Genomic DNA, 23,855 nt, shown 5'->3' on the forward strand with positions numbered 1-23,855 from the left:
ACCTTTCTATTGCATCGGGTCGGACAGGACCCGTTCGATCTCTGATGCGGGAAGTGCGCCTTGGCGCAGGATCTGGAGCTCGCCGTGCTGAAACGACACGATGGTCGAGGCGTCGCGACACGGGGTCTCACCGGCGTCGACGGCAACATCGACCCCCTCCAGGATGCGACCCTCGACGGCGGCAAAGCTTGCCGGCGAGGGTGCGCCGTGCGTATTGGCGCTCGTGCAGGCAAGTGGACTGCCGCAGGAGCGGATGAGCGCTTGGACCACGGGAGAGGCCGAAGCGCGCAGGGCCACGGTGTCGTCGGCAGCACGCATAAAGGTCGGCACGCAGGGGGCTGCCTTGACCACGATGGTCAGGGCTCCCGGCCAGCATCGTCGCGCGAGTACGCGGGCATCTTCCGGGATATCCACGCCATAGCGGTCGAGTGCTTCGACACCATCGACCAGCCAAGCCACAGTTTGCGTGAGTTCACGTTGCTTGAGAGTGAAGATACGGCGATAGCCGGTACCGAGCGCAGGGACTGCGGCGCCATTGACGGCAGTCTGCGGATCGCGCGACCACGATGGGAATTCGCTTGTATCTTGGGGGACAGCATCGGAGAAGACGTTGACCGCCACGGCGACACCGTAGACTGTCTCGGTCGGGATCAGGGCCAGGCCGCCGCGGCCGAGCACCTCGGCCGTGCGCTCGACGGCAAGCCGATGCGGCTCGCGCGTTCCCTCGTATACCCGATAGACCGTCTGCATGCGTATGCCAGCCCCTTACGCTCTAGTAAATGTTTGTTTGCTGAGGGGCATTTTCGCACGAAACGTTTAACCCATTTGCCCAGAGCGCATGTTGGTTTGGTGAGCGGCCGTAGTAGTCGGTGAAAGTGAGGGGGTTATTGGACGGCTACGAACTTCTTTGGTCTTCCGGCGTGACGTTCTTGGGCGGCGTAGCGCTCGATGCTGTTTATCGTTATCATCCGACGGCCGTCGACAAGCTCAACATCGAGTTTGCCGGCTTTGACCAGCGCGGTGATCCGCGGTGCGGAGACTTTGAGGTCCAGCGCTGCGTCTTTAAATGTTCGGCACGCCGCTTCCCGAGCGTCCTCGTGGTCGATTTCGACTGAAAGGGCCACGACCTCGGCCGAGCGTTCGTACCCCGCCGGAGTCAAACCGTTGTTGAGGTCATCGGCCAAAAACGCCATCAGTGCCTCGGTGGCATGGGCAATCGCTTCTTCGCGCGTATCGCCATCGGCAAAGGCGCCGGGAATCTGCGGGAAGCTGGCGCAGTAACCGTCGTCTTCTTTTATGAGAACGCAGTCATAGGTAAATCGCTGCCTCATTTTGCCTCCAACTACCATCCAGCTTGGCGACGAATACTTGCCCATGTGCCCTTCTTTGGTCGATCGCCACCAGAGCCGTTCACGGTGACAACACGGTCACCAGAAACATACTTAGCATGACTACCGACTTGCGCGACCTTCACGAATCCATCGTGCTTGAGTAGGGCAATGATTTCCCGAAAGGTAGGGGGTTGCATGGGCCGACCTCTTTCAGCCGTCCTAATTATAAACTACTTTATAATTTTTGCTAACCAGTTAATAAATATTACTGGCGCTGTTTGGGCTCGGTGACGATGGCTCGGACGATGCGGGGGCGATCGGTGAGGTCGTGGACGATGCGCACGTCCGAAAGGCCCGCCTGGCGGCAGAGCTCGGCCGCAGCGTCGAGCGCGCCCTCGTAGAGCTCGCAGGCAAAGAGGCCGCCGGCGCGCAACATGTAGGGCGCCGCGTTGAGCAGGCGGCGGAAGATATCGAGGCCGTCGGCGCCACCCTCGAGCGCCAGATCGGGCTCAAAGTCCTTGACCTCGTGCGGCAGTGAGCGCATGACATCGGTGGGGATGTAGGGCGGGTTGGAGACGAGTACGTCAAAGGTGCCCCACTCTTCACGGGGAATGGAGCTCACCAGGTTCGTGAGGCTGAAGGCAACCTCGTCGGACGTGAGGCCAAGCGCATCGCGGTTTTTGGTAGCAAGGTCGATGGCGCGCGGCTCGACATCGGTAGCAGTGCAGGTGACGTGGCCGCGACGCTCCCAGGCGATCGAGAGCGAGATACAGCCCGTGCCGCAGCCGACCTCGAGAACGCGGGCAGTGCGGGGCTCGGCTGGGGCAGGCGCAGCGGCATCCTGAGCTGAAGCCGTCTTCTGGTCGGCACCCTCGATGGCGATGCCGTATTCGTCGAGCTCGGGCTCGGCGGCTTCCGCGGCTTCGGCTTCTGCTGCTTGCGCGGCGGCTTCCTCGGCCTCGCGGTCGGCCAGCTCCTCGGCATAGGCACGGCTACCGAGCACGTCGCTACCCAGCGCAGCCTCATCGGCGGCCGTCAGGTTGGCAGCACGACGCTCGGCGGTCGCGCGTTCGTCGGCCAGCGCCGCCTCGGCTTTGCGGGCCTGCTCGACCTCATCGTTCCAAGGCAGCTCAACACGCTGACGGGCAGCGACCTCGGGGCTCAGCACCTCGGTATCCAGATAGTTCAAGACTTCTTCGACGAGCATCTCGGTCTCGGGGCGCGGGATGAGCACGCCGGGGGCGCACGCGACATCGATCATGCGAAACTGCGTGCTGCCGGTGATATACTGCAGCGGCTCGCCTTTGGCGCGACGAACGACGGCCGCGTGCATGGTCTCGAGCTGGGCCGCGTTAAGCGTCTCGTCCATGCGCATATACAAGTCGATACGCGCCAGGCCCGTGGCCGCGCACAGCAGCCACTCGGCAGAAAGACGGGGATGCTCCTCGCCGCGCTCGGCCAGGTACTCCTTGGTCCACTCGAGACAACGCTTGATGGTCCAGATCTCGTTTGCCATGGGGCCCTCCCCTCTTAAGCGCCGGGCGGCGCGCGAATGTCGGAGCAGATTGTACGCGAGGCCAGCGCTTGGCAAGGGACGATTAAAGGCAATTATCGAGAATCAGCCCAGATTTTTGTACCGGGCTTGCTCAAAGTGTTCATTCGCTGACGTCTAAATTTGCATTCGTCAAGCTTTTGGCAAGGTTGACCCAAAACTGACCAATATCTAACCAAGAACTTGCCAAATCACTTGACGCACGACGCATCAAAAAATGCACTGCGACTTCTTGAACGATATTTTGAGCAATATTTTCGATAGCGGACTTATGCCGTCAATTGCCTTAAGCAGGTAAGCAGCTCAAATGACATCACAGCCGGCTGAATAAAATATCAAGGCAATGTCACCAATGACTCCCTACGGATCATTTGACAACCAAGGAAACGCCGATGTTTTGGCAATGCCAGCGAGCGACGTCCAGAGCGAACAAGTTGGCATGAAAAAGGCAAGGCATAGACCTTCTGGTCATGCCTTGCCTTTTGAATGACAAATTGTCGCTCTGGACGGCGCGCAGCGTCGGCTGGTCCGCCGTTCGGTTGAACGGCGGAACTTAGACTGCCTGTGCCAGCTTCTCGGCACGCTCGGCGGCGGCGAGCGCCTCGATGACGGTGCCGAGCTGGTCGCCCAGAAGGACGCCGTTGTAGGTGGAGTTGAAGCCGATGCGGTGATCGGTCACGCGGTCCTGGGGCTGGTTGTAGGTACGGATCTTCTCGGAACGGTTGCCGTGGCCGATCTGGCTCTGGCGCTCGGCACCGAGCTCCGCCTGCTGCTTCTCGAGCTCCATCTCGTACAGACGGGCGCGCAGCATCTGCATGCAGACTTCGCGGTTCTGGATCTGGGAGCGCTGTTCCTGCGACTGCACCACGGTGTTGGTGGGCAGGTGGGTGATGCGCACGGCGGAATAAGTGGTGTTAACGCACTGACCGCCAGGGCCGGAGGCGCAGTAGGTGTCGATGCGCAGGTCGGACTGGTTGATCTGGACGTCGATTTCCTCGGCCTCGGGAAGTACGGCGACGGTCGCCGTGGAGGTCTGGATACGGCCCTGGGACTCGGTCTTGGGAACGCGCTGGACGCGGTGCACGCCGGACTCGAACTTCATGACGGAGTAGACGCGGTCGCCCTCGACCTTGAACTCGATAGACTTAAAGCCGCCGGCCTCGCTGGGGCTGGAGTCGAGCACGGTGGTCTTCCAGCCGCGCGACTCACAGAAGCGCTGGTACATCTTGTACAGATCGCCGGCAAAGATGGCCGCCTCGTCGCCACCGGCGGCGGAGCGAATCTCGACGATGGTGTTCTTGTCGTCGTTGGGGTCGCTCGGAATGAGCATGTACTTAATGTCTTCCTCGAGCTGGGGAAGCTTGGCCTCGTTTTCGGAGATGTCCATCTGGAGCATCTCCTTCTCATCGGCATCGGTAGTATCGTGGAGCATTTCCTTGGCAGCCTCGATGTCATCGAGCGCGCCGATGTACTCGCGCGAGGCGGCGATGAGGTCGGACTGGTGCGCGTACTCCTTGTTGAGACGCGTGAACTCCTTGATATCGGAGGCGACGGCCGGGTCGGAAAGCTTCTTCTCGAGCTCCTCGTAGGCCTTGATGATCTTTTCGAGCTTGTCGCGCATGACGGGACTCCTTTATATGCGTGAAGGTGAAAATCGGCAGAATTGATGGGGCGCACGGCGCCACTGCGGGGGTAAGTCCAGCTAGAACATGTCGATCTTCAGATACATGCGCATCCCTTCGCGTACGGGGTACATAGTTGCGGTCTAACCCATACATGATAGCGTGCGCAGGCAAACCTGCATATAACCCGCACGGAATGAGTGGACGTAGCCGTTGGGGACGTTCCTTAACGGCTAGTCGTTTAAGAACGTCCCCAACGGCTAACAAAGGGAGCGTCGCTTTGTCACATTCTAGAGCGTTTGAAGCAGGGCGATGAGGAAGCGAACACCCTGGAGGTAGGCGCGACGGGTGATGCGCTCGTTGGTGCCGTGGACGCCGCGGTCGCATTCGTCATCGTCGACCACAAAGGCGGAGAAGCGGATGCACTCGTGGCAAATGCGCTGGTAGTTGGCGGCATCGGTTGCACCAATCACGGTCGAGGGCACGATGCTCATCGGCTCTTGGCCCACCGCAGACGATCCGTTTTCCTCCGTCGGCTTGGGATCACGGAAATAGCGGGCGGCGATGGCGCGGACGGCCTCGAGCCCCGGACCGCCCACGCGCGGGGACGGCGAGGGCTCGGAGCTGCCGGGGCCCAGCTCGACCTCGACTCGGCCGGCGAGCCCAGCGGTGGCAACGGCCTCGCGGCAGCAGGCCACGACATCGGCCACGCTCGTACCCTCGAGCATGCGGAAGTTGATATTGACCCACATATCTTGCGGCATTACGTTGGCACCGGTACTGCCGCCCTCGATTTGCGTGGGCGCACAGGTGGTGGTCACAAGCGGGTACAGCTTTTTGCTGGCAAGGCAGTCGCGCACGATGGCATCCTTGCTGGCAGCAATCTCGTCTGCGGTATAAAGCCCCAGCTCGACGAGCTGCGCGGCAAGCAGATCGGTCACACGCGCCGGCCACTCGATATCGCAAATCGCGGCAATAGCGCGGCTGAGCACTTCGAGCGACGTGCCACCGTAAGGGTTGGAAGAATGCCCGCCCTCGCTCTTCGTCCTGAGCACGATATCGGCATAGCCCTTCTCGGCAAGATCGGCATGCATAAGCCAACCCTCGCCTGCGCCGTACTCGGCAGCCTCAACGATACGATAGTCACCCTCGTCGATCAGGTACTCAAGCTCAACGCCGCGCTCCTCGAGCACGCGGCCAATGGCACCCGCGCCGCACTGCGTGGTCTCCTCATCCTGGCCAAAGGCCAGCAGCAGGGTTCGTTCGTGTTGCCAGCCGTGCGCCAGCGCATACTCAACGGCCTCCAGGATGCCTGCGACCTGGTCTTTCATATCGATGGCGCCGCGACCCCAAATATAGGTGTCGTCCACGTGCCCGCTAAAGGGATTGTGCGTCCAGTCTGTCTCGGTGCCCGGCACCACGGGAACCACGTCCATGTGGCCCATGAGCATGACCGGCTTGAGGGCGGGGTCGATGCCGGCAAGCGTCACGAGCAGCGAATGGTCGATGAGCTCGACCTCGCCCGCCGCAAACACGCGCGGCCAGGCCTGCTGCATATAGGCGCGCAGGTCGGCAAACGCCTGCCAGTCCACCGTCTGGGCATCCATGCTCGAAATCGTCGGAAACGACAGCACGCGGCCCAGGCGCTCGCACGCGCCGACCTCGTCGATATCGGCAAAATCATCCTCGTGCGCAAAGAAGCGCCAAACCTCGGCCATGCCTTCCTCCAAAAACAACGTGGCAAAGAGGCGGTCCCTTTGCCACGTTCGCTTGCATTATTTGTCGTTGAGATAACGCGAGAGGAACTCGCGGGTGCGCTGGTGCTTAGGATTGCCAAAGAGCTCAGCCGGCGCGGCGTCCTCGAGCACCACGCCCTGGTCCATAAAGACCACGCGGTCGGACACGGTACGCGCGAAGGCCATCTCGTGGGTAACGACGACCATGGTCATGCCGTCGGCGGCGAGCTTGCGCATAACGTCGAGCACCTCGCCCACGATCTCGGGATCGAGCGCAGAGGTAGGCTCGTCAAACAGCATGATCTGCGGGTTCATGCACAGGGCGCGGGCGATGGCCACGCGCTGTTTTTGACCACCGGACAGACGACCCACGGCGGCGTGCGCGAACTTTTCGAGTCCCACGCTCGTCAGATGCTCCATCGCAATTTTTTCAGCCTCGGCCTTGCTCATCTTTTTGAGCGTGACGGGCGCGAGCGTGCAGTTGTCGAGCACATCCATGTTGTTGAACAGGTTAAAGCCCTGGAACACCATGCCGATGTCCTCGCGCAGCTTGTTGATGTTGCAGCGCTCGGCCGTGAGGTCCTGGCCGTGGAACCAGATGTGGCCCGCGTCCGGGGTCTCGAGCAGGTTGAGGCAGCGCAGGAAGGTCGACTTGCCCGAACCCGAGGCGCCGATAATGGTGACGACCTCGCCGGGGTTAACGGACAGGTCGATGCCCTTGAGCACCTCGAGCGAGCCGAAGCTCTTGCGCAGGCCCTCGACGCGGATGAGCGGCTCATTGGTCTGTGCGGCGGCCGCAACGCCGGTAGTGGCGGTATCTGCCATGATGATTCTCCTCGTCTTGCGCCTAGTTGGAGCTGGGCAGCGTGGCAGGGGCCTCGGCGCCCAGCTTTTTGCCAAAGGCTTCGAGCAGGCGGCTCGCCACGAGTGTCAGGATCAGGTAGACCACGAGCGCCACGCAGTAGACCTCCATCTGGCGGTAGTACACGCCGGCGACCGTGGTAGTAGCGTACATAAGGTCGAACACGCCGATGACCGAGAGCACCGACGAGTCCTTGATGTTGATGATGAGCTCGTTGGTGAGCGCCGGAATCGCGTTTTTAATGCCTTGGGGGAACACGACCTTGCGCATAGCCTGCCACTGCGACAGGCCCAGCGAGCGTGCTGCCTCGGCCTGGCCGGGATCGATGGACTCGATGCCGCCGCGCAGGACCTCCATCATGTAGGCGGTGGAGTTGAGCGAGATGGTGACGAGGCCAGCGGTAAAGGTGCTCCAGATCTGGTTGGCCTGGGCGGTCTCGAAGCCCATGCCGCGCAAAACGGTGAAGCCCGCGTAATAGATGAGCAGGCCCTGGACCATCATGGGCGTACCGCGCACGATGGTGGAGTAGACGGTCGCAAAGCCGCGGCCGATACTCTTAAAGAAGCGCACCAGGTCGTTATCCACGCGGTCGAACGTCTGAATACGCAGGAACACAAAGAGCAGTGCCAGGAAGAATGCGATGACCGTGCCGAAGGTGGCGAGCGCGATGGTGATCTCGATACCGCGAATGAAGAAGTCGCCGCTCTTGTAGGTCATGTAGACCAGGCTCGACAAAAAGTCGCTGGGGTTGGAGTCCGAGACAATGCTCACCTGCACCAAATCGATAAACGACATGACGCAGCGGTCCGCGAAAAAGATCGCCGCGATGGCGACCACGACATAGCTGCCCAGGCGCGCGCCGCGACGGAAGCGCTCGGATGCGAACGGCGACGTTTCGCGATAGTCGCTCCAGTGCATAAGCTTGGTGACCAGCGCCGCCGCCGACACGACGAGCCAGGCCCAAAGGATCGCCCAGAGGCAGTCTTGGAACACGCCCGTAGGCGCCAAGAAGCTCAGCGGCGTGGGGTTGCGTTGGCTAAATGCCAGGCCGAGCGCCGCGATAACGCTCGTGCCCAGGTATACATAACGGTGGTCGGCCTTGATAAAGGAGGCCAGGCGATTGATGGTTTTCATGCTGCCTCCCTATGCCGGCTGACGGTCGAGGCACGCGTCCCACATTTGGTCGCGCTCCTCTTGGCTAATGCCCTTGAGTGTCTTGTCGATGAGCTTAAGCAGCTTGTCCGAGCCCTTGCGGCAGCCGACATTTGCCGTGACCTCCTGCTTAAAGCCCTCGCCCTCGGCAAAATGGATGGGGACGATACCGGGATTTTGGGCCATATAGCCCTTCTCATTCTCGGTGTTGTAGGTCACGGCGTCGCACGTGCCCTGCAGCAGATTCGAGAACACCGTGGGGACGGAGTCGACCGGGTTTTTGTGCACAACACCCGGGATCTCGTCGATGACAGTGTCGAGCATGGTGTCCTTTTGGCCGAGCACCGTAGCGCCGCTAAAGTCGCTGAGCTTGGTGGCGTTTTGGTAGGGCGAGCCCTCTTTTACGAACAGGCCAAAGTAGCCGATGAAGTACGGGTCGGAAAAGCCGACGGACTCCTCGCGCTCGGGCGTGGCGCTCATGCCGGCGATGATGAGATCGATCTGGCCGTTGTTGAGCGAATCGATAAGACCCGAGAAGCTCTGCTTGACGGCAACGGGCTCGCCACCGAGAGCCTTGCAGACAATCTTGGCGATCTGCACGTCGTAACCATCGGCATAGGCGCCCTGCACGTTGTCGATGGGGATGGTGTACTCGCTGGCTTCGGAAACTTGCCAGTTGTACGGGGCGTAGGCTGCCTCCATACCGATGCGGATCTTGTCCTTGCCGATAACGGAATCGGACAGGTCGTCGCGACCGCCGCCCGTCGTGGGCTGAACTACTTCCAGCGTGGAGGGGCGCTGGCAACCGGCAAGTGCGCCGGCGACGACAGAAGCGCTCGCAGCGAGAGCGCTACCCAAAAAGATGCGACGGCTGCATACCGGCTGTGGATGCGCGTCGCGTTGATGGGGAGAATGCATAATCTGCCTTCCCTGTTGAATCGTATGCTGACGACTTTACAGGATATACGCCAGCGACCAGCAGCGCAGCACAAGCTCGAAAAATTAATAGACACACGGTAGTCATTGGGAGCGTCGATGTTTTGGCAATGCCAGCGAGCGCCGCCCAGAGCGAACAAGTTGGCATGAAAAAGGCAAGGCATAGACCTTCTGGTCATGCCATGCCTTTTGAATGACAAATTGTCGCTCTGGGTAGCGCGCAGCGTCGACCGGCCCGCCGTTCGTCAGAACGGCGGAACCTCTAGAGCAAGGTGACGCTAAAGCTGCGGACGTCCGTCTCGCCCGGCGCCAGCGTAATGGTGTTGACCTTGTGCTCAAAGACGTCGTCCTCGGTGTCCATGGTGGTATGACCGGTCCAGGGCTCGAGCGCCACAAACGGAGCATCGTTGGCGGCAGACCACACGCCGATGTACTTAAAGCCCTCAAAGTCGATCTTGACGCCGTGGCCCGACTTGCGACCGCGCAGCGTGAGCGTGGAGCCCGGGGTATCGGTGAACATGATGGCGTCGTTATCGAAGCTACGGTGCGTGATGGGCAGCACGTCCGAGTTATCGGGGGCCTTGTAGCTGCCCTCGAACGTCATGAGGCCATCGGGCGTGATGATGGGGGCCTCGTTGGTCCAAGCCTCGGTAAATGCCAGCTCGTAATCCTCGAACGTCTCGTCCTCGGCACCGGAGACGGGCACGTTAAACGCGGGGTGGCCGCCCACCGAGAACGGCAGGTCCACGTCGCCGGTGTTGGTGACGGCAAAGGTCTGGGTAAGCGTGGCGTCACCAGTCAGGGCATAGGTCATGTTGAGCTTAAAGTGGAACGGGAAAGCCTTGAGCGACTCGGGCGTGTCGGTGATCTCGTAGGTGACGGACGAGCCGTCCTCGGAGACCTCGACCAGCTTGTGCTCGACGATGCGCGCGAGGCCGTGGCGCGGCATCTCGCAGGTGCCGGCCGCAGACGTCGCCGTGTTGTTGCGCAGCGATCCCACGATGGGGAACAGAATGGGCGCGTGCTTGCCCCAAAAGGCCGGGTCGCCCTGCCACAGATACTCGTTGCCGTTGAGGGCGAGGCTCGTGAGCTGGGCACCCATGGAATCGATGGCCGCGGTGAGGCCGCCGCGCTTGATGGTGGTGACGGTGGACATGCTACTTCCTCCAAAAGTAAACAACAGTGTCGAGGGCTATTGTCCCACTCTTGGCGGCAAGGAGAAGCGGCAGGCGCAGTTATTGAGCGATTGCGTAAAGGTCAAACCCGCCCTGCGGTGTGGTGTCGACCGTGTCGGGCGCCTGTGAGTTAAAGCTCGCGGGGACCATGCGCTTTGAGGCGCGGAAGCGCGTGCCGTCGGTGGCGACGGGCGGTTCATCGACCGTGAGCTCGTAGTCGCCAGGCTTGAGCTCGATGCCGTCACCAGCGGAGTTGACATATTGATACTCGTCAATCGTCTGCCCTTTGAGCGTGCGCCCCACGATGTGGATGAGCATTTGGCTGTCGCCGCGCGCGGTGTCCCACGTCGCGCCGTCCTTGACCTCGACCGACACATGTACCGAGCGCGTACGACCGAGCGATTGCTCGACGGACATCTCGACCTTGGCGGCGTCTTTTCGCTGTTGCTCGACATGGCTCCAGACGTTTCCAATTGCTGAGCAGGCGATAACGCCGGCCATGAAGGCGATAAGGATGGGGCCAAGCGGAGAACGACGTCCTGCATCTTCCTCGCGAGACAGATTGGGGCGATGCGTGGGCGCGGGCGCCTGGGCACCCTGCGAGGGCACGTCGAGAATGCTGAAGGACGCCGTGCTGCCGGGATCGATGGTGTGACGCGGCTGCGGGGTCTTTGCCGGCGAGATGGACATGTCGGCTGGCTCGCCGAGCGTGGCCGTAGCGTCGGCCTTGGCCTCGTCTGCCTCGGCCTGGGCCCAGGCCTGTTCAAAGGTTAGGGGCTCGACGGGGTCGAGGGCGGCGTCCGAGTCGGCGGCGACGACGTTGCCGGTCTCGTCCTCGTCGCTCGACACGTCACGCGGCGCGGGCTCGTCCCACTCTTCGTCCGGAGCCTCGCCCTCGCTATACCACCATTCAAAGTTATCAATATCCATACGGGGCGCCCCCTTGGCCTCGCAAATAAACACTTGCCAGCCTTATACCCCCAGATGGCACGGCGGCTCGCATGGAATGTAACAAAGGGACTATCCCTTTGTCACATTTTGCGTTTAGCCGTGGGCGATCTTGTTTCTCAGCAAGAAGTCGACCGCCCCTACGATTCTGATGCCGTCGATGTCTGTTGGATGCTCACCATCCCTGACGATCAGGATCTTCTCGTACGAATCAGGGATTTTTCCCAGCGTGTTTAGTTTGAGCGGTCGCAGCTCGCGCTCTCTGGTCGCCTCGGCATCGATCCGTTCGGTAACCTGGATATATTTACGGTCCGATCCCTCGCCGATTGCGACAAAGTCGATTTCCCCCGCGCGCAGATGGCCGCAAAACACTTCGTATCCTTCAAAGACAAGCTGGTTGTAGATAACGTTCTCGAGCATCCTTCCGCTATCGCTGCCTCTATATCCGTCAAGATAGCTGCGGATTCCCGTATCGGCTATGTAATATTTACCGCCTGTCTTGAGAAGCTCCCGCCCCTTGACGTCATACCTTTTTACCTTGGTAAACAGGTACGTCTCTTCCAGAGCGTAAATATACGCCGACACCGTCGATGCGTTGGTCTTACCGCCCGATGATTCGTTGAGCGTCCCTACGATTTTGTTGACCGAGGTTTGATTGGAGATGTTGTCTGCCAGATACGCACAGAGCCGCTCGAGAACGTCGCGCTTGGTGATAGCTCCGCGACCTCTACGCGTCGCGCGCAATAGGATATCGCGCGCGACAATCGTCTGATAGAGGCTGCGGATGTAATCGCGGCACGGTTCGCGTCTCGGCTCGTCATGAGCCAGAAACGGCATGCCGCCATAGGTTATGTACTGCTCGAGCACGGTGTTTGAATTAAGGCGATCGCCCGTCTTGGAAACGAGCTCAACCCTCTCGCCAAGCCCTTCGGCGACGACCGCATCAATCGAGCGAAAATCAAGATACTCGCCAAACGTGAGCGGCTGCATCTTGACCTCGATATACCGGCCCGAGATAAGCGTTGCAAGCTCGCTCGATAGCAAAAAGGCATTGGAGCCCGTGACATAGATATCGCACGGCAAATCGATTCGGAGCGAGTTAACCGCCTTTTCCCAGCCCTCGACATTCTGGAGCTCGTCAAAGAACAGATAGGGGCGATCGACACCGTCAACGCGCTCCCGAACCATGCGATAAAACGTCAGGTAATCTGTAACTCCTGCATACTCTAGAGATTCCATCTTAAAGGTCAGCAAACGCTCGGCCGGCACCCCCTGTTGCGCCAGGTGCTCCCTCATCATGTCCAATAACGTGGATTTGCCGCAACGGCGTATACCCGTCACGATTTTGATGAGGTCGGTATCCTGAAAAGCAATGAGTCGATCAAGATAGCGGCTTCGGCGAACGATGTTCATAGAGTCTCCCTAGCGCCCGTCCAGACGTAACATCTTATAAACTTGCAGATTTTACAAGTTTATAAGATGTTACCTTACAAACTTGCAAATAATGCGAGTTTATAAGAAATGAGCCGCCTCCTCCGCTTTAAAACAAACTCGCGGTGCCGCTCGTCAATGTGACAAAGGGACTATCTCTTTGTCACATCTGGAGGGTGACGGGGATTTGGATGCAGCAGAAGTCTTCTTGGTGGGACTCGTCGTAGCTCGTGGTATCGAGGTAGCAAAAGTCGAAGGCGTTGCCGATGGGCTGGAGTGCGTGCTCGTCCATGCATGCCACGATGGCACGAATGCCCTCGGGTTCGTACGGCATGCCCCAGCGGCTCATGCACAGGTATGTGCCCTCGGGCAGCACTTCGATGCCGATTTCTGCCAGCTCGGCGGGATCGCTCGGCAGTAGCCCCTCGGCACCGCGCGGCAGCACGGCAAAGGAGCCGGCGCCGGCGATGGGGTCGTCGGAATGCAGTGCCTCGCGACGTAGCATGGCGCCCCAGCCGCGCATGGGGCGCGTGCCCGTCAACGTACGCATGCGCAGAATCGCCCGCATGAGCGTGGGGTGAAGCATCGAGCGGCCACGCTCGATATCGCCTGGAAACTCCTCAAAGACCACGTAGCGGCGCTCAAACTGCTTGAGCTCCGGCCTGCCCTCGCGCTCGCGCCAGTAAACCGCCTCGTCGTAAAAGCTCAGGCGCTCCTGCACGCTCGCGCGCTCGGCTTTGAGCTCGGCGATCTGCTCATCGAGCGCCTGCACCCGTGAGCGCAGGTGATCGGTCATCTCGCCAATGTCGAACGTCGAGGTCAGACGGTCGATCTCGTCGAGTTCGAGCCCCAGGTCGCGCAGCATGCAGATCAGACGCATGAGCGGGATCTGCGTGGGCGAATAGAAACGGTAGCCCTTTTCGTTAACCACGGCGGGCTTAAACAGACCGATCTTGTCGTAATAGATGAGCGTTTGGCGCGAAACGTTAAACAAGCTCGCCATCTCGCTAATCGCATACATGCCCGTCTGCATAGATCCTCCCGACACACCAAAGCCCGCCGCCCACAGGGGCAGCGGGCTCAAACACTACTCGTATCCTACCCTAAAGACGCCTATGACCAGCGCTTATAGTTTGCGCATGACACGCCAACGGCCTCGAGTGCCTTGGCGGCGATGTGATGCACCGCGTCGTCGAGCGTGGCGGGGCCGTTGTAAAACGTGAGCATGGGCGGCATGAGCATGACGCCCGGTACGCGCGCCAGGCGCGCCATGTTGTCGACGTGAATGGCGCTGAAGGGCGTCTCGCGCACCATGAGCACCAGGCGGCGCTGCTCTTTCATCTGCACGTCGGCCGCACGCAGCAACAGATTGTCGCTGTAGCCGCTCGCGATGCCGGCGAGCGTCTTCATGGAGCAGGGAGCCACGATCATACCGTCGACCGGATAGGTGCCGCTTGCGATGGCGGCGCCGATATTCTTGTTGTCGTAGACCACATCGGCATGCGTGGCATACTCGTCGAGCGTCATGCCGAGCTCCTGCTCGATGGTGATCTCTCCCCCGCGCGTGACGACAAGCGCCGACTCGTCACCGGCCTGACGCAGGCATTTGAGGCACTCAAGGCCCAGCGTGGCACCGCTAGCGCCAGACACGCCAACGACAATGCGACGGGGACGGCCAGAAGACTCAGGCATGACAACTCCTTAACTACTTGGTAGGGCTACGTACTAGAAAGAAAGCTCTGCTGCCCACTTATCTGTATCGATCTCCATGAACTGCGAGCGGATGAAGTTCTTCTTGAGGTTGAACGGGACCGTGCAGTCGAAGATGGCCTTGCAGGCGATGCCGTGCTCGCGGATCGAAGAATCGAACGCGGGGTCGTTGGACGGGTCGAGCACGTGGCAGTGGCAGCCGGGGATGGTGATGAGGTCGACGTCGGCCTGGAAGCGCGTGGTCATGGCCCACATCACGTCGCTCATGTCGAAGATGTCGACGTCTTCGTCAACCAGGATCACGTGCTTGAGCTCGGAGAATGCCGAGAAAGCGAGCATGGCGGCGTTGCGCTGACGGCCCTCGTCATTTTTGCTCGACTTCTTGAACTGCATGATGGCAACGAACTTGCCGCCGCCGCAGGGGGCAGCGTGAACGTTGAGCAGGCGGCCCGGGATAGCAGTCTCGACCATCTTGTAAATAGAGGCCTCGGTGGGGATGCCGGCCATGGACACGTGCTCGTGCGAAGGGCCGATGCAGCTCTCCATGATGGGATTGACGCGCGTGGTGACGGCGGTGATCTTGATCACCGGACAGACCTTGGCGCCGCCGGTGTAGCCGGGGAACTCGGGCATGGCGTAGCCGTGGCCGTTAACGTCCTCGTTGATGGTCTCGTCGTGCATGAGGTAGCCCTCGAGCACGTACTCGGCATTGGCGATGCACTTCTGCGGAACGGTGACGCAGTCGGCAAGCTCGACGGCGTGGCCACGCAGGGCGCCGGCAATCTGCAGCTCGTTAAAGCCGAGCGGCGTGGTGGGAGCCTCGAAACCGCAGCACATGTACACGGCGGGGTCCAGGCCGATGGAGATGGAGATGGGCATGTCCTCGCCGCGCTGGCAGTACTCGTCAAAGAACGCGCCAAGGTGACGGCTGCCGGGGGTGATCCACATGGCGAGCTTGTCCTTGTCGACGCAGGAGAAGCGGTGGATGGTCACGTCGGACTGGGAGCCGTCGGGGCTCGTGCCATAGGCGAGGCCCATGGTGATGTAGGGGCCGCCGTCGACGGGCGTGTTGGTGGGAGCGGGGACGATCTTGCGCAGGTCAAAGCCCTCGTCGGTCGCCTTGTACACGACCTCCTGGCAGTCGACGTGCGCACCCTCGGCGATCTGCTCAGGCGCGATCAGGTTCTCGAAGCGCTTGCCGATCTCGAGGCCCAGGTGCTCCTCGTCCAGGTCGAGCAGGGCGGCAACGCGCTTGCGGCTGGCAAGCATGCCGATGCAGACCTTGGCATCGTCAAAGCCCTTGACGTTGTTGAAGACCATCGCCGGGCCCTCTTTGGTCGGGCGCATAACGGTGCCGCCGGCACCGACGTGGCGATAGACGCCCGAGACCTCGGCATCGGGATCGACCTGGGTGTCGGTCTCGAGCAGCTGGCCCGGCATCTCGCGCAAAAAGTCGAGCGCGGAGCGCAGGTCGTGGATCTGGGAAGCATCGGTAGTGGACATAGCATGCTCCTTTCGGGAGAGTGCCCGGCGGCGAGGATGCCGCCGGGCTGGGTAACGTAGTGGGGCCGCGGCGCTCATAGATGGGACGCTCGGCCACTCGCAGTTCGAGCACTCGGCTGCTTACAGCCCAAGCGCTCGACCGCTTACATCAGGCCAAAGAGGTGGAACCAGGCGGCCTCGACCAGCACGACGATAAAGACGACCGCGGTGAGGGGAATACCCATGCGCATGGCCTCTTTGGAGGTGTAGCCGCCGGCGTCCTTGCCCTCGCCGATAAGGATCGGCAGGTTGTGGAACGGCAGGATGTAGTGGATGTTGATGGACGTGAAGACGATGAGCGCCACGGCGAGCGGGCTTACGCTGGAGCCGGCCGCGAAGCTGATGAACGCCGGCACGCACACACCGAGCACGGCCATGACCGAGCCCATGAACATGTGGATGATCATGGAGAGCGCGGCGACGAGCAGGGCGAACAGGAAGATGTTCTCGGGCACGGAGCTGGGAAGCACGACATCGGCGATCCAAGCGTTCATGCCGGTGGCACCGCCCACGGAACCCACGGCCATGGCAGCCGTCAGGAACATGAGGGACTTGATGTCGACGGCGTTCCAGCTGGCGGGCGTGAGGACCTCGCCGATGATGGGCATGGCGAGTGCGACGCCAATGGCCAGGGTGACCCAGCCGATATAGTCGCCCGAGACGGTGAGCCACAGCGCAATGGCGATGACAAGCCACACGATGGTGCGGATCTCCTTGACGGAGAGCTTGCCGAGCGCGGCCTGCTTGGCCACGATCTGCTCGCGATCGTAGACGAGCTCCTTGCTGGGCTTAAAGAGGAAGAGACCCAAGAACAGGGTGCACAGCAGCGCGACCAGCATAGGCACGCTCATGTACAGGAACCAGTCGACAAAGGACGGGCTCATGCCGCCGGCCTCGGCGCTGTACTGCGCAACGAGCGGGTTGAGCGTGGAGTCGCCCGTCAGGAAGAACATGGAGCCCGGGGCGGCAGCGGCAAACACGAGGAAGCCGAGCTTGCCGCGGTCGTCGTCACCGTAGCCGGCGGACTCGGCGATGACCGAGACGACGGCGAGGATGAGGAAGGCGCGGGGGAACGGATGCGGAATCAGCAGCGACAGCACAAAGGTGAGCGCGAAGATCGAGATGATGAGCGACTTGGCATCGCGCACGAACTTGAGCATAAAAGCATAGGCGATGCGCTCGCCCAGGCCCGACTCCTTGACCGCGCTGGCGATGAGATAAGCGCCGATGACGAGCCACATGGTGGCTTTGGTCCACGAGCTAAACGTGGAGGCGACCGTCGCCGAGATGCTCGCGGCGCCCGTGTCGTCCACGCACACCTTAAACAGAACGAGCAGCGCGCAATAGAGCAGGCCCACAAAGCCCGGCTGTGCCACGCCACACGCCCAGAACACCACCGTGGCGAGTGTCAACGCCAGACAGGTCTGACCGCCGACCGTGAGCTCGACCGTCGAGCTCAGCTCCGCCAAAGGAAGAAACTTCACCAGCAAAAAGACAACGATACCCAGCACAAAGCCAATTTCGCGCTTGGTAATCTTAAACGCCTTCTTTTCCGCTTCCATCTCCCCACCTTTCTTGTTGGGGGCGCTCCGGATTCGCAGCCACGTTGCCACTTAAAAAGGGGCGCCCGTTATCGGACACCCCTTACGTTGCGCTGTGTTGCGGCAATACAGTCAAGCGGATTTTTTTGGATGAGAAGCGATCCTCTGGGCAAAAACCGTCACAACATTCGACGCTTTTCCTCGTTTTCGAGATTTTCGTCGAATGTTGCGACGGTTTGGATATGGCAAAGGAACTGTACCCTTGTTACATAGCGAGGGCCGTACGGATGGATGGGTCGCTGAGTGCCTCGCGGAGCCAGGGGGCCAACTGCTCGGGGTGACCCTGCAGGTAGCCGCCGAGCTCGGACGGGGCCACGCGGCGCACCTCCGAGATCTCCTCTTGGTTGATATGCAGCTCGCCCGGCTCAACATGGGCTGCGAACACCTCGCACCATTCGCACTCGCAGCGGCCGTCGCCGTGGTCCTCGCGGTACACCACGTGTCCGAGGTGCTTGAGCTGATCGGGCTCGCGCGTGATGCCAAGCTCTTCGTTGATGCGGCGCGCCGTCGCGGCGGTAACGTCCTCCCCGGGGAGCGGATGGCCGGCACAGCTATCGGCCAGCACCCCGCCCCACAGTCGTTTGAGAGGACTGCGGCGACAGAGCAGCAGGCACGCGTCTTCGCCCCGGCCCTCGACCAGAAGCGTCAGAAATGCCTGATGCAGAATGCCCTCATCGGCATGGGCATCGATGCGGTCGACGGGGCCAAGCGTCTCGCCGGTCGCGGCATCGACCGCCACGACCTCGACGCCCGCGCCGCCCTCATCCCAGCCGGCACGCAGAATGCGCGTGGCGGCTTCCTCGAGCGCGGCGATGAGCTCCTTGGTGGTGTCGAGCACGCGCTGCAGGTCGTCCTTGCTCGCCTGCTCGACATGAAAACCTGTGCTCGCCGTAACGGGCACGCCAAAGCGCGTGGCCAGCGCCGCCGCGATATCGTGCGCCGGAATCTCGTCTCGATGGCACGGAACGGCCAGGATGCTCACCGTCGCCGTGCGGCCGGGCTCGGGACGCGGAATGGCCTGCGCCGTGGCGCCCAGATGCGCGTACTCCGGCGAGCAAGCGTACACCGCCATGCCCCGCGGCGTCACCATCAGCTGGGCCTCGAGCGCAAACTCGCCCTCGCCCACCGCAATCTTTATCGTGTGCATACCCATGGGATCTCCTGTCGCCCGCGATGTACCTGAGACCATCTTCGCCTGTATTGCGACTATACAGGCAAGCGCAGCCTGCGACAAAGGGGGCGGGCACCTGACACATTCTGTTAGAGTTGCAGGGATTGAATCCCGCTTATTCATGCGACATTGGAGTGACAACCTTGACCGCCGCAACCACGTCTAAAAGTAAATCAACCGCCACCGCGCTCTCCCCCGCGCGCACCAAGCTCTGCCTGGCGCTGCTCGTGCTGTTGGGATTCTCGCTCGGCTGCTCCGAGTTCGTGGTCATCGGTATCGAAAGTGACTTGGCGACGGAACTCGGCATATCGCTTGCCACTGCGGGCCAGCTCATCAGCGTTTTTGCACTGGTCTACGCCATCGCGACGCCGGTGCTTGCGCTCAGCACGGGGCGCTTCCGTCGTTACCAGCTGCTCGTGTGCTACAGCATTATCTTTGTGCTCGGCAATCTGGTCATGGCGTTGGCGCCCAACTTCCAGGTACTGTTTATCTCGCGCATTGTCCTGGGATCCGTCTCGGGCGCACTGCTCGCCGTGGGCGTGACGTACATCCCCGAGTTGCTGTCCCCGCAGCAAACTTCGCTTGCCATCTCGGTGGTATATGGTGCGTTTTCCGTGGCAATGGTCTTTGTCACTTCGATCGGCAAGTTCGTGGCCGACACGCTCGATTGGCACGTGGCCATGTACGGCACGCTGACCTTTGCCGTTTTGATCTGCGGAGCGCTCGTGGCGTTTATGCCGCGCGCTGGGCAAACCGACGAGCCTGCCACCTTTCGCGAGCAGGCGGGGCTTCTACGCGAGCCGAGCATCATCACCGGCATGCTCATCTTTTTGTTTGGTGTGGGCTCGGTCTACGTATTCTACGGCTACGTGACGCCTTATCTTGAGCAGGTGCTGGGCATGGGCACTGTTCAGGCGAGCACCACGCTCATGGCCTACGGCGTGTTCTGCCTGATCTCGAACATCCTGGGCGGATGGATCGATGCGCGCTTTGGCATGAAGGCGCTACTTGTGACGTTTGTGCTGCAGGCTGCGGCGCTGCTCGGGCTGTTTGCCGTGGGCGGCACCATGCCGCTCGCGCTGGTCTTTGTCTTTAGCTTGGCGTTGCTCATGTACCTGTTCTCGGTGTCGTGCATCACGCACTTTATGGACGTGGCTCGCAGCCGCCATCCCAAGTCGATGGTACTCGCAAGTTCGGTTGAGCCCATGGCGTTTAACGTCGGCATCTCGTTTGGCACTGCGGTGGGCGGCGCCGTGGTAAGCAGCGTTGGCATTGCCTACGTGGGCGCGGTTGGTGCCGTGTTCTCGCTTGTGGCCTGGGCGCTCACGCTGGTGACGATTAAGCTGGCTCGCCGGGAGCGCCGTCGTCAATCAGCACAGCCCCGGATACAGGCATAGGGGCGAACATAGCCCAAGGTGGCGAGCAACCGGTGAAAACCGTCCCATACGAGTAGTGTTTATCCGCCTGCAAGCTCCAGCAGTGCAATTTCGTGTATTTCAGATACACGCTTTTCTACGATTTCGTGTATTTTAAGTACACGAAATCGTACTAAACTATGTATCTGAAGTACACGAAATCGGAAAGGCGGCCCCATGCGCAGATCAATCGAATCCGTTATCGAATCATGGGCGACAAAGGACGCCTCACGCCCCCTCCTCATCCGTGGTGCGCGACGCGTAGGCAAAACGTACGCTGCCGAGGAAATCGGCAGGCGAATCGCCGGCGATGCGTTTGTCAAACTCGACTTTCAGACCGATCTTGAGCTGATCGCCCCTCTGTTCGACTGTTCCACCGACGACGTTGACACCATCGTGGCGCGGATTTCAGACTATAAACGCACCCCCATTCGCAAGGAAACCGCCTTCATCCTGTTTGACGAGGTGCAGCTCTGCGAACGGGCGCTCAACTCGCTTCGCTTTTTCTCGGATTCGGGCTGGCGCATATGCGCGACCGGCAGCCAACTCGGTGTCGCCACGCGCAAGCGCAAGTTGCCTTTTCCCAGTGGCGTTCGTCAAGAGACCATGCATCCCATGTCGTTCGAGGAGTTTCTCTGGGCGCTCGATGAGGAGCAGATGGCCGATGCTGTTCGTACCCACGCCGGCACGCTCGATGCTTACGCCGCGCACCAAGCCGCGCTCAGCCTGTTTCATCGATACCAGATCGTGGGCGGCATGCCCGCCGCCGTCAACGCATATCGCAAGACGTTATCCATCGAAGACGCGCGCGTCGAGCAGCGCGAAATCGACGAGACCTACACCGCCGATATGACCGACCCCGAAAACGGGATCAGCGGCGTGGCGGCGCGCAAGGTCTGGCGCTCCATTCCGTCCCAGTTGCTGAGATCGTCCACAAAGAAATTCAAGTACTCCGAGGTCGAACGCGGAGGCCGTCGCGCCAAGCTTATCGAGCCGCTCGACTGGCTCGAAGGCGCCGGCATCATATCGGTCAACAACCTGACCGAAGGCATCGAACCTCCCCTCGTTCCCTTCGACGACGAAGACGGAAGTTTCTTTAAGGTCTATCTTCTCGATACGGGTCTCATGTTCTACAAACTCGGTATCAACCCGCGGCTCTGGCTCGACCTCAAAGAGGATTCCGCCATAGCACTGTCTTCCGACTTTCGAGGTGCCCTGGCTGAAAACTCGGTCATGCAGGCATTTTCGAGCAATGGTCTGCGGACGTACTATTGGGTGCCGCCGTCGTCTTGGAAGACGAGCGGAGAGCTCGATTATCTACTTCAGACCGACCGAATGGAAATTGTGCCCGTCGAGGTAAAGTCCGCACGCAACGTGCGCACAAGAACCCTCAGGTCGTTTATGGACAAAGCCCGGTCGCCATATGCCTACATTTTGTCCGAGAACAATTTTGCCCGCAGCGAAACTGATGACGGGCGCGAGCTACGCCACCTCCCCTTGTACGCAGCGGGTTTTATCGGAGCAAACTGTCTCAAGGGCAGTCTGTAAGCCCCGCACGACCGCCCAGAAAGGAAACCGCTCATGCAACGCATTCTTTTTATCTGCTATGGAAATATCTGTCGCTCGACGATGGCTGAGTCGGTGTTTACCGAGCTGGTGCACCGCGCTGGGCGCGCGGGCGAGTTTGTCATCGATTCCGCGGCGACCTCGACCGAGGAGCTTGGCAACCCACCGCACCGTGGCACCGTCGCCAAGCTGCGCGAGGTCGGGATTCCCGTCGTTGCCCACCGCGCGCGACAGGCGCGTCACGCGGAGTATGGCGACTGGGATCACATTGTCTATATGGATGCTGAGAACGCGCGTGGCCTGCGTCGCATCTTTGGCGACGACCCCGACGGCAAGATTACGCGCTTGCTCGATTGGACCGAGCGCCCCGGCGACGTGGCCGATCCCTGGTACACCGGCAATTTCGATGCCACCTACCGAGATGTGCTCGCCGGTTGCACCGCTATGCTCGAGCAGCTGTAGGCAAGCGAGCTCGCGGGCCACGCCTTCGGCGCGAAACAAGCGTGGATAATTTCCCCCATGAAAAATGAGCGTGGAAAATCTCCCACTTTGAGCGTTCAAGTGCGCTCTAAACGGGAGAAAATCCACGCTCATTTTCTCGGTGGGAGATTATCCACGCTCACCTATTCGTCGACGATCTCGGCAAGCCAGACGTTCAGCGTATCGACCTCGGGGCAGCAGAACTTTGCCGTACCAGGCTCGTTGCCAGGCACGGTTCCGCCATAGCGCAAGATATCGATATAGGGAAAGCCCACGTGGCAGGCCATGGCGCACATCTTGCCGCGGTCTCGGTCGAAGTCAAAGACGTCGCCCGGCTTGTGACCATGGTGGCAGCGGCACGCACCCAGCTGGTCCACGCAGCTCACGCGGATACGCGGACGCTTGCCGCGCGGCGCGCCGAGCGGCTTGTTCCCGCCCGCAGGCCTGACGCCCTCGCCAGCGTTACTCATGGTCGATCACGTCCAGGCAGGCCTCGATGGGCAGACCGGCCGACTTGTCCTCTTGGTCGGCATTGCGCTCGATAAGCTCGGCTACCACGCGCATGGCATCGCTCGTCGCGCGCTGCAGGCTCCAACCGGCCATAACGCGACCGACGAGCACCGCCGAGAACGTGTCGCCCGTACCTGGGAAGTAGACCGGGATCAGGTCGAAGGGGATCGTGAAGTACTCCCCCGCCACATGGTCGTAACCGATGACGACATTCGCACCGTCGACCACAGCGCTCGTAATGACCACCGACTTGGCGCCCAGGGCACGCACGGCATCCACAAGAGCGCGGCCCTCATCGGGCGTGATTTGCTCGGCAATGGGCGTATCGGCGAGCAGACACGCTTCGGTGTAGTTTGGCACCGCATAGTCGGCGCACTCGAGCAGACTGCGCATGAGGCCGATCGTGGACTCGGGCACGCCGGCATAGAGCTTGCCGTTGTCGCCCATGATGGGATCGACGAACACCTTGGTGCCCTTTTGCGCGCGGCGGTGGCAAAAGTCCGAGATGATACGCGTCTCTTCCTCGGTCACGATAAAGCCGGTCGAGATGGCGTCGAACTCAAAGCCAAGCTCCTCCCAGATAGCGAGGCTTTGACGCACGTACTCGGTGGTGTCGTGGATGTAGAACTTGGGGTAGTTGAGCGTATCGGAAACGAGCGCCGTCGGCAGGTTATGGATACGGTAGCCCATGTGCGACAGCACCGGCAGCATGGCGGAAAGCGCGACCTTGCCGTAGCCGCACATATCGTTGATCAGCAGCAGCTGAGTGTTCTTCATGAGAGTCCCCCCTTAGTTCGGGCGCGGCGCGGCAGCGCCACAGTGCGACTAAGTGTAGCGCAGGGGACGTTGTGAGCGGAGGCGAGCGGTGCGAAGTGCAAATTGTTGCGGAAAGGTTTCGGAAAATGATCCCTTTTCCTCCGTCCCCAAGGGATCACATGCACCGAAGCGGACCGTGGCTGAATCACAGGTTGAGAACGGACAGCGAAAGCGTTCCTAAGCGAGCAAGGTGACGTGAAAGAGGAGGGCATAGGCCTTGTGGCCATGCCCGACGATTGAACGTCAGATTGCCGCTTAGGAACGCTTGCAGCGTCGAGCGGTTACGGCGTTTGGCAAAA

The 23,855-nt window shown here is 60.9% G+C and carries 22 protein-coding genes; 3 read left to right on the top strand and 19 right to left on the bottom strand.

Translation table 11 applies throughout. The annotated features are described in order from the left end of the window. Positions 1-6: 6 nt before the first annotated feature. The 17 genes from CSV91_RS07000 to CSV91_RS07080 form a co-directional block, all read right to left on the bottom strand. Complete coding sequence (locus tag CSV91_RS07000; RefSeq protein ID WP_099432319.1) at positions 7-750, bottom strand: L-threonylcarbamoyladenylate synthase; 744 nt, start codon at positions 748-750, stop codon at positions 7-9. A 134-nt stretch (positions 751-884) separates the two neighbouring features. Continuing rightward, the gene (locus tag CSV91_RS07005) at positions 885-1,331 is read right to left on the bottom strand and encodes a type II toxin-antitoxin system HicB family antitoxin (RefSeq protein WP_157758008.1); all 447 of its coding nucleotides are present in this window, start codon (positions 1,329-1,331) and stop codon (positions 885-887) included. 11 nt (positions 1,332-1,342) lie between these two features. Continuing rightward, a complete protein-coding gene (locus tag CSV91_RS10275) occupies positions 1,343-1,528 on the bottom strand; it encodes a type II toxin-antitoxin system HicA family toxin (protein WP_089573106.1) in 186 nt (61 codons plus the stop codon). A 68-nt stretch (positions 1,529-1,596) separates the two neighbouring features. After that, on the bottom strand, positions 1,597-2,847 hold the full coding sequence (locus tag CSV91_RS07015) for a N5-glutamine methyltransferase family protein (protein WP_099432321.1): 1,251 nt from the start codon (positions 2,845-2,847) through the stop codon (positions 1,597-1,599). Positions 2,848-3,436: 589 nt separating this feature from the next. Then, positions 3,437-4,504, bottom strand: coding sequence for a peptide chain release factor 1 (prfA, locus tag CSV91_RS07020; RefSeq protein ID WP_055252487.1), 1,068 nt, complete (start codon positions 4,502-4,504; stop codon positions 3,437-3,439). 291 nt (positions 4,505-4,795) lie between these two features. After that, on the bottom strand, positions 4,796-6,223 hold the full coding sequence (locus tag CSV91_RS07025; protein ID WP_099432322.1) for a M20/M25/M40 family metallo-hydrolase: 1,428 nt from the start codon (positions 6,221-6,223) through the stop codon (positions 4,796-4,798). Positions 6,224-6,280: 57 nt separating this feature from the next. Then, positions 6,281-7,066 (bottom strand): amino acid ABC transporter ATP-binding protein, encoded by a 786-nt coding sequence (locus tag CSV91_RS07030; RefSeq protein WP_099432323.1) that lies wholly within the window; start codon positions 7,064-7,066, stop codon positions 6,281-6,283. Between the two features lie 22 nt (positions 7,067-7,088). Then, the gene (locus CSV91_RS07035) at positions 7,089-8,237 is read right to left on the bottom strand and encodes an amino acid ABC transporter permease (protein ID WP_099432324.1); all 1,149 of its coding nucleotides are present in this window, start codon (positions 8,235-8,237) and stop codon (positions 7,089-7,091) included. Positions 8,238-8,246: 9 nt separating this feature from the next. Next, positions 8,247-9,173 (bottom strand): transporter substrate-binding domain-containing protein, encoded by a 927-nt coding sequence (locus tag CSV91_RS07040; protein ID WP_099432325.1) that lies wholly within the window; start codon positions 9,171-9,173, stop codon positions 8,247-8,249. Positions 9,174-9,453: 280 nt separating this feature from the next. Then, positions 9,454-10,347 (bottom strand): aldose 1-epimerase family protein, encoded by an 894-nt coding sequence (locus CSV91_RS07045; protein WP_099432326.1) that lies wholly within the window; start codon positions 10,345-10,347, stop codon positions 9,454-9,456. A 79-nt stretch (positions 10,348-10,426) separates the two neighbouring features. Next, complete coding sequence (locus CSV91_RS07050) at positions 10,427-11,296, bottom strand: hypothetical protein (RefSeq protein ID WP_147579396.1); 870 nt, start codon at positions 11,294-11,296, stop codon at positions 10,427-10,429. 114 nt (positions 11,297-11,410) lie between these two features. Continuing rightward, positions 11,411-12,727: an ATP-binding protein gene (locus tag CSV91_RS07055; RefSeq protein WP_232049583.1), complete on the bottom strand. Its 1,317-nt coding sequence runs from the start codon at positions 12,725-12,727 to the stop codon at positions 11,411-11,413. Positions 12,728-12,908: 181 nt separating this feature from the next. Then, positions 12,909-13,778, bottom strand: a complete 870-nt coding sequence (locus CSV91_RS07060; RefSeq protein ID WP_099432328.1) for a MerR family transcriptional regulator — start codon at positions 13,776-13,778, stop codon at positions 12,909-12,911. Between the two features lie 80 nt (positions 13,779-13,858). Next, on the bottom strand, positions 13,859-14,437 hold the full coding sequence (locus CSV91_RS07065; RefSeq protein WP_099432329.1) for a UbiX family flavin prenyltransferase: 579 nt from the start codon (positions 14,435-14,437) through the stop codon (positions 13,859-13,861). A gap of 33 nt (positions 14,438-14,470) precedes the next feature. Continuing rightward, positions 14,471-15,958, bottom strand: coding sequence for a UbiD family decarboxylase (locus CSV91_RS07070; RefSeq protein ID WP_099432330.1), 1,488 nt, complete (start codon positions 15,956-15,958; stop codon positions 14,471-14,473). Between the two features lie 143 nt (positions 15,959-16,101). Further along, complete coding sequence (locus tag CSV91_RS07075; RefSeq protein WP_197736862.1) at positions 16,102-17,559, bottom strand: SLC13 family permease; 1,458 nt, start codon at positions 17,557-17,559, stop codon at positions 16,102-16,104. Between the two features lie 244 nt (positions 17,560-17,803). After that, on the bottom strand, positions 17,804-18,751 hold the full coding sequence (locus CSV91_RS07080; protein ID WP_157758009.1) for an isopentenyl-diphosphate Delta-isomerase: 948 nt from the start codon (positions 18,749-18,751) through the stop codon (positions 17,804-17,806). 161 nt (positions 18,752-18,912) lie between these two features. On the opposite strand from CSV91_RS07080, the gene CSV91_RS07085 reads away from it, so the two are divergent. From CSV91_RS07085 to CSV91_RS07095, 3 genes are all read left to right on the top strand, one after another. Beyond that, positions 18,913-20,166, top strand: a complete 1,254-nt coding sequence (locus CSV91_RS07085) for an MFS transporter (protein WP_232049584.1) — start codon at positions 18,913-18,915, stop codon at positions 20,164-20,166. Between the two features lie 195 nt (positions 20,167-20,361). Then, on the top strand, positions 20,362-21,732 hold the full coding sequence (locus CSV91_RS07090; protein WP_099432332.1) for an ATP-binding protein: 1,371 nt from the start codon (positions 20,362-20,364) through the stop codon (positions 21,730-21,732). A gap of 33 nt (positions 21,733-21,765) precedes the next feature. Then, entirely contained in the window at positions 21,766-22,212 is a 447-nt protein-coding gene (locus CSV91_RS07095) for a low molecular weight protein-tyrosine-phosphatase (RefSeq protein ID WP_099432333.1), read from the top strand. 161 nt (positions 22,213-22,373) lie between these two features. Here the strand turns inward: CSV91_RS07095 and CSV91_RS07100 are convergent, their stop codons facing one another. Then, complete coding sequence (locus CSV91_RS07100) at positions 22,374-22,700, bottom strand: TIGR04076 family protein (protein ID WP_197736863.1); 327 nt, start codon at positions 22,698-22,700, stop codon at positions 22,374-22,376. Then, positions 22,693-23,517 (bottom strand): PfkB family carbohydrate kinase, encoded by an 825-nt coding sequence (locus CSV91_RS07105; protein ID WP_099432334.1) that lies wholly within the window; start codon positions 23,515-23,517, stop codon positions 22,693-22,695. The genes CSV91_RS07100 and CSV91_RS07105 overlap by 8 nt, the downstream gene beginning before the upstream one ends. Between the last annotated feature and the right edge of the window lie 338 nt (positions 23,518-23,855).

Source organism: Collinsella aerofaciens, assembly GCF_002736145.1.
Lineage (GTDB): Bacteria > Actinomycetota > Coriobacteriia > Coriobacteriales > Coriobacteriaceae > Collinsella > Collinsella aerofaciens_A.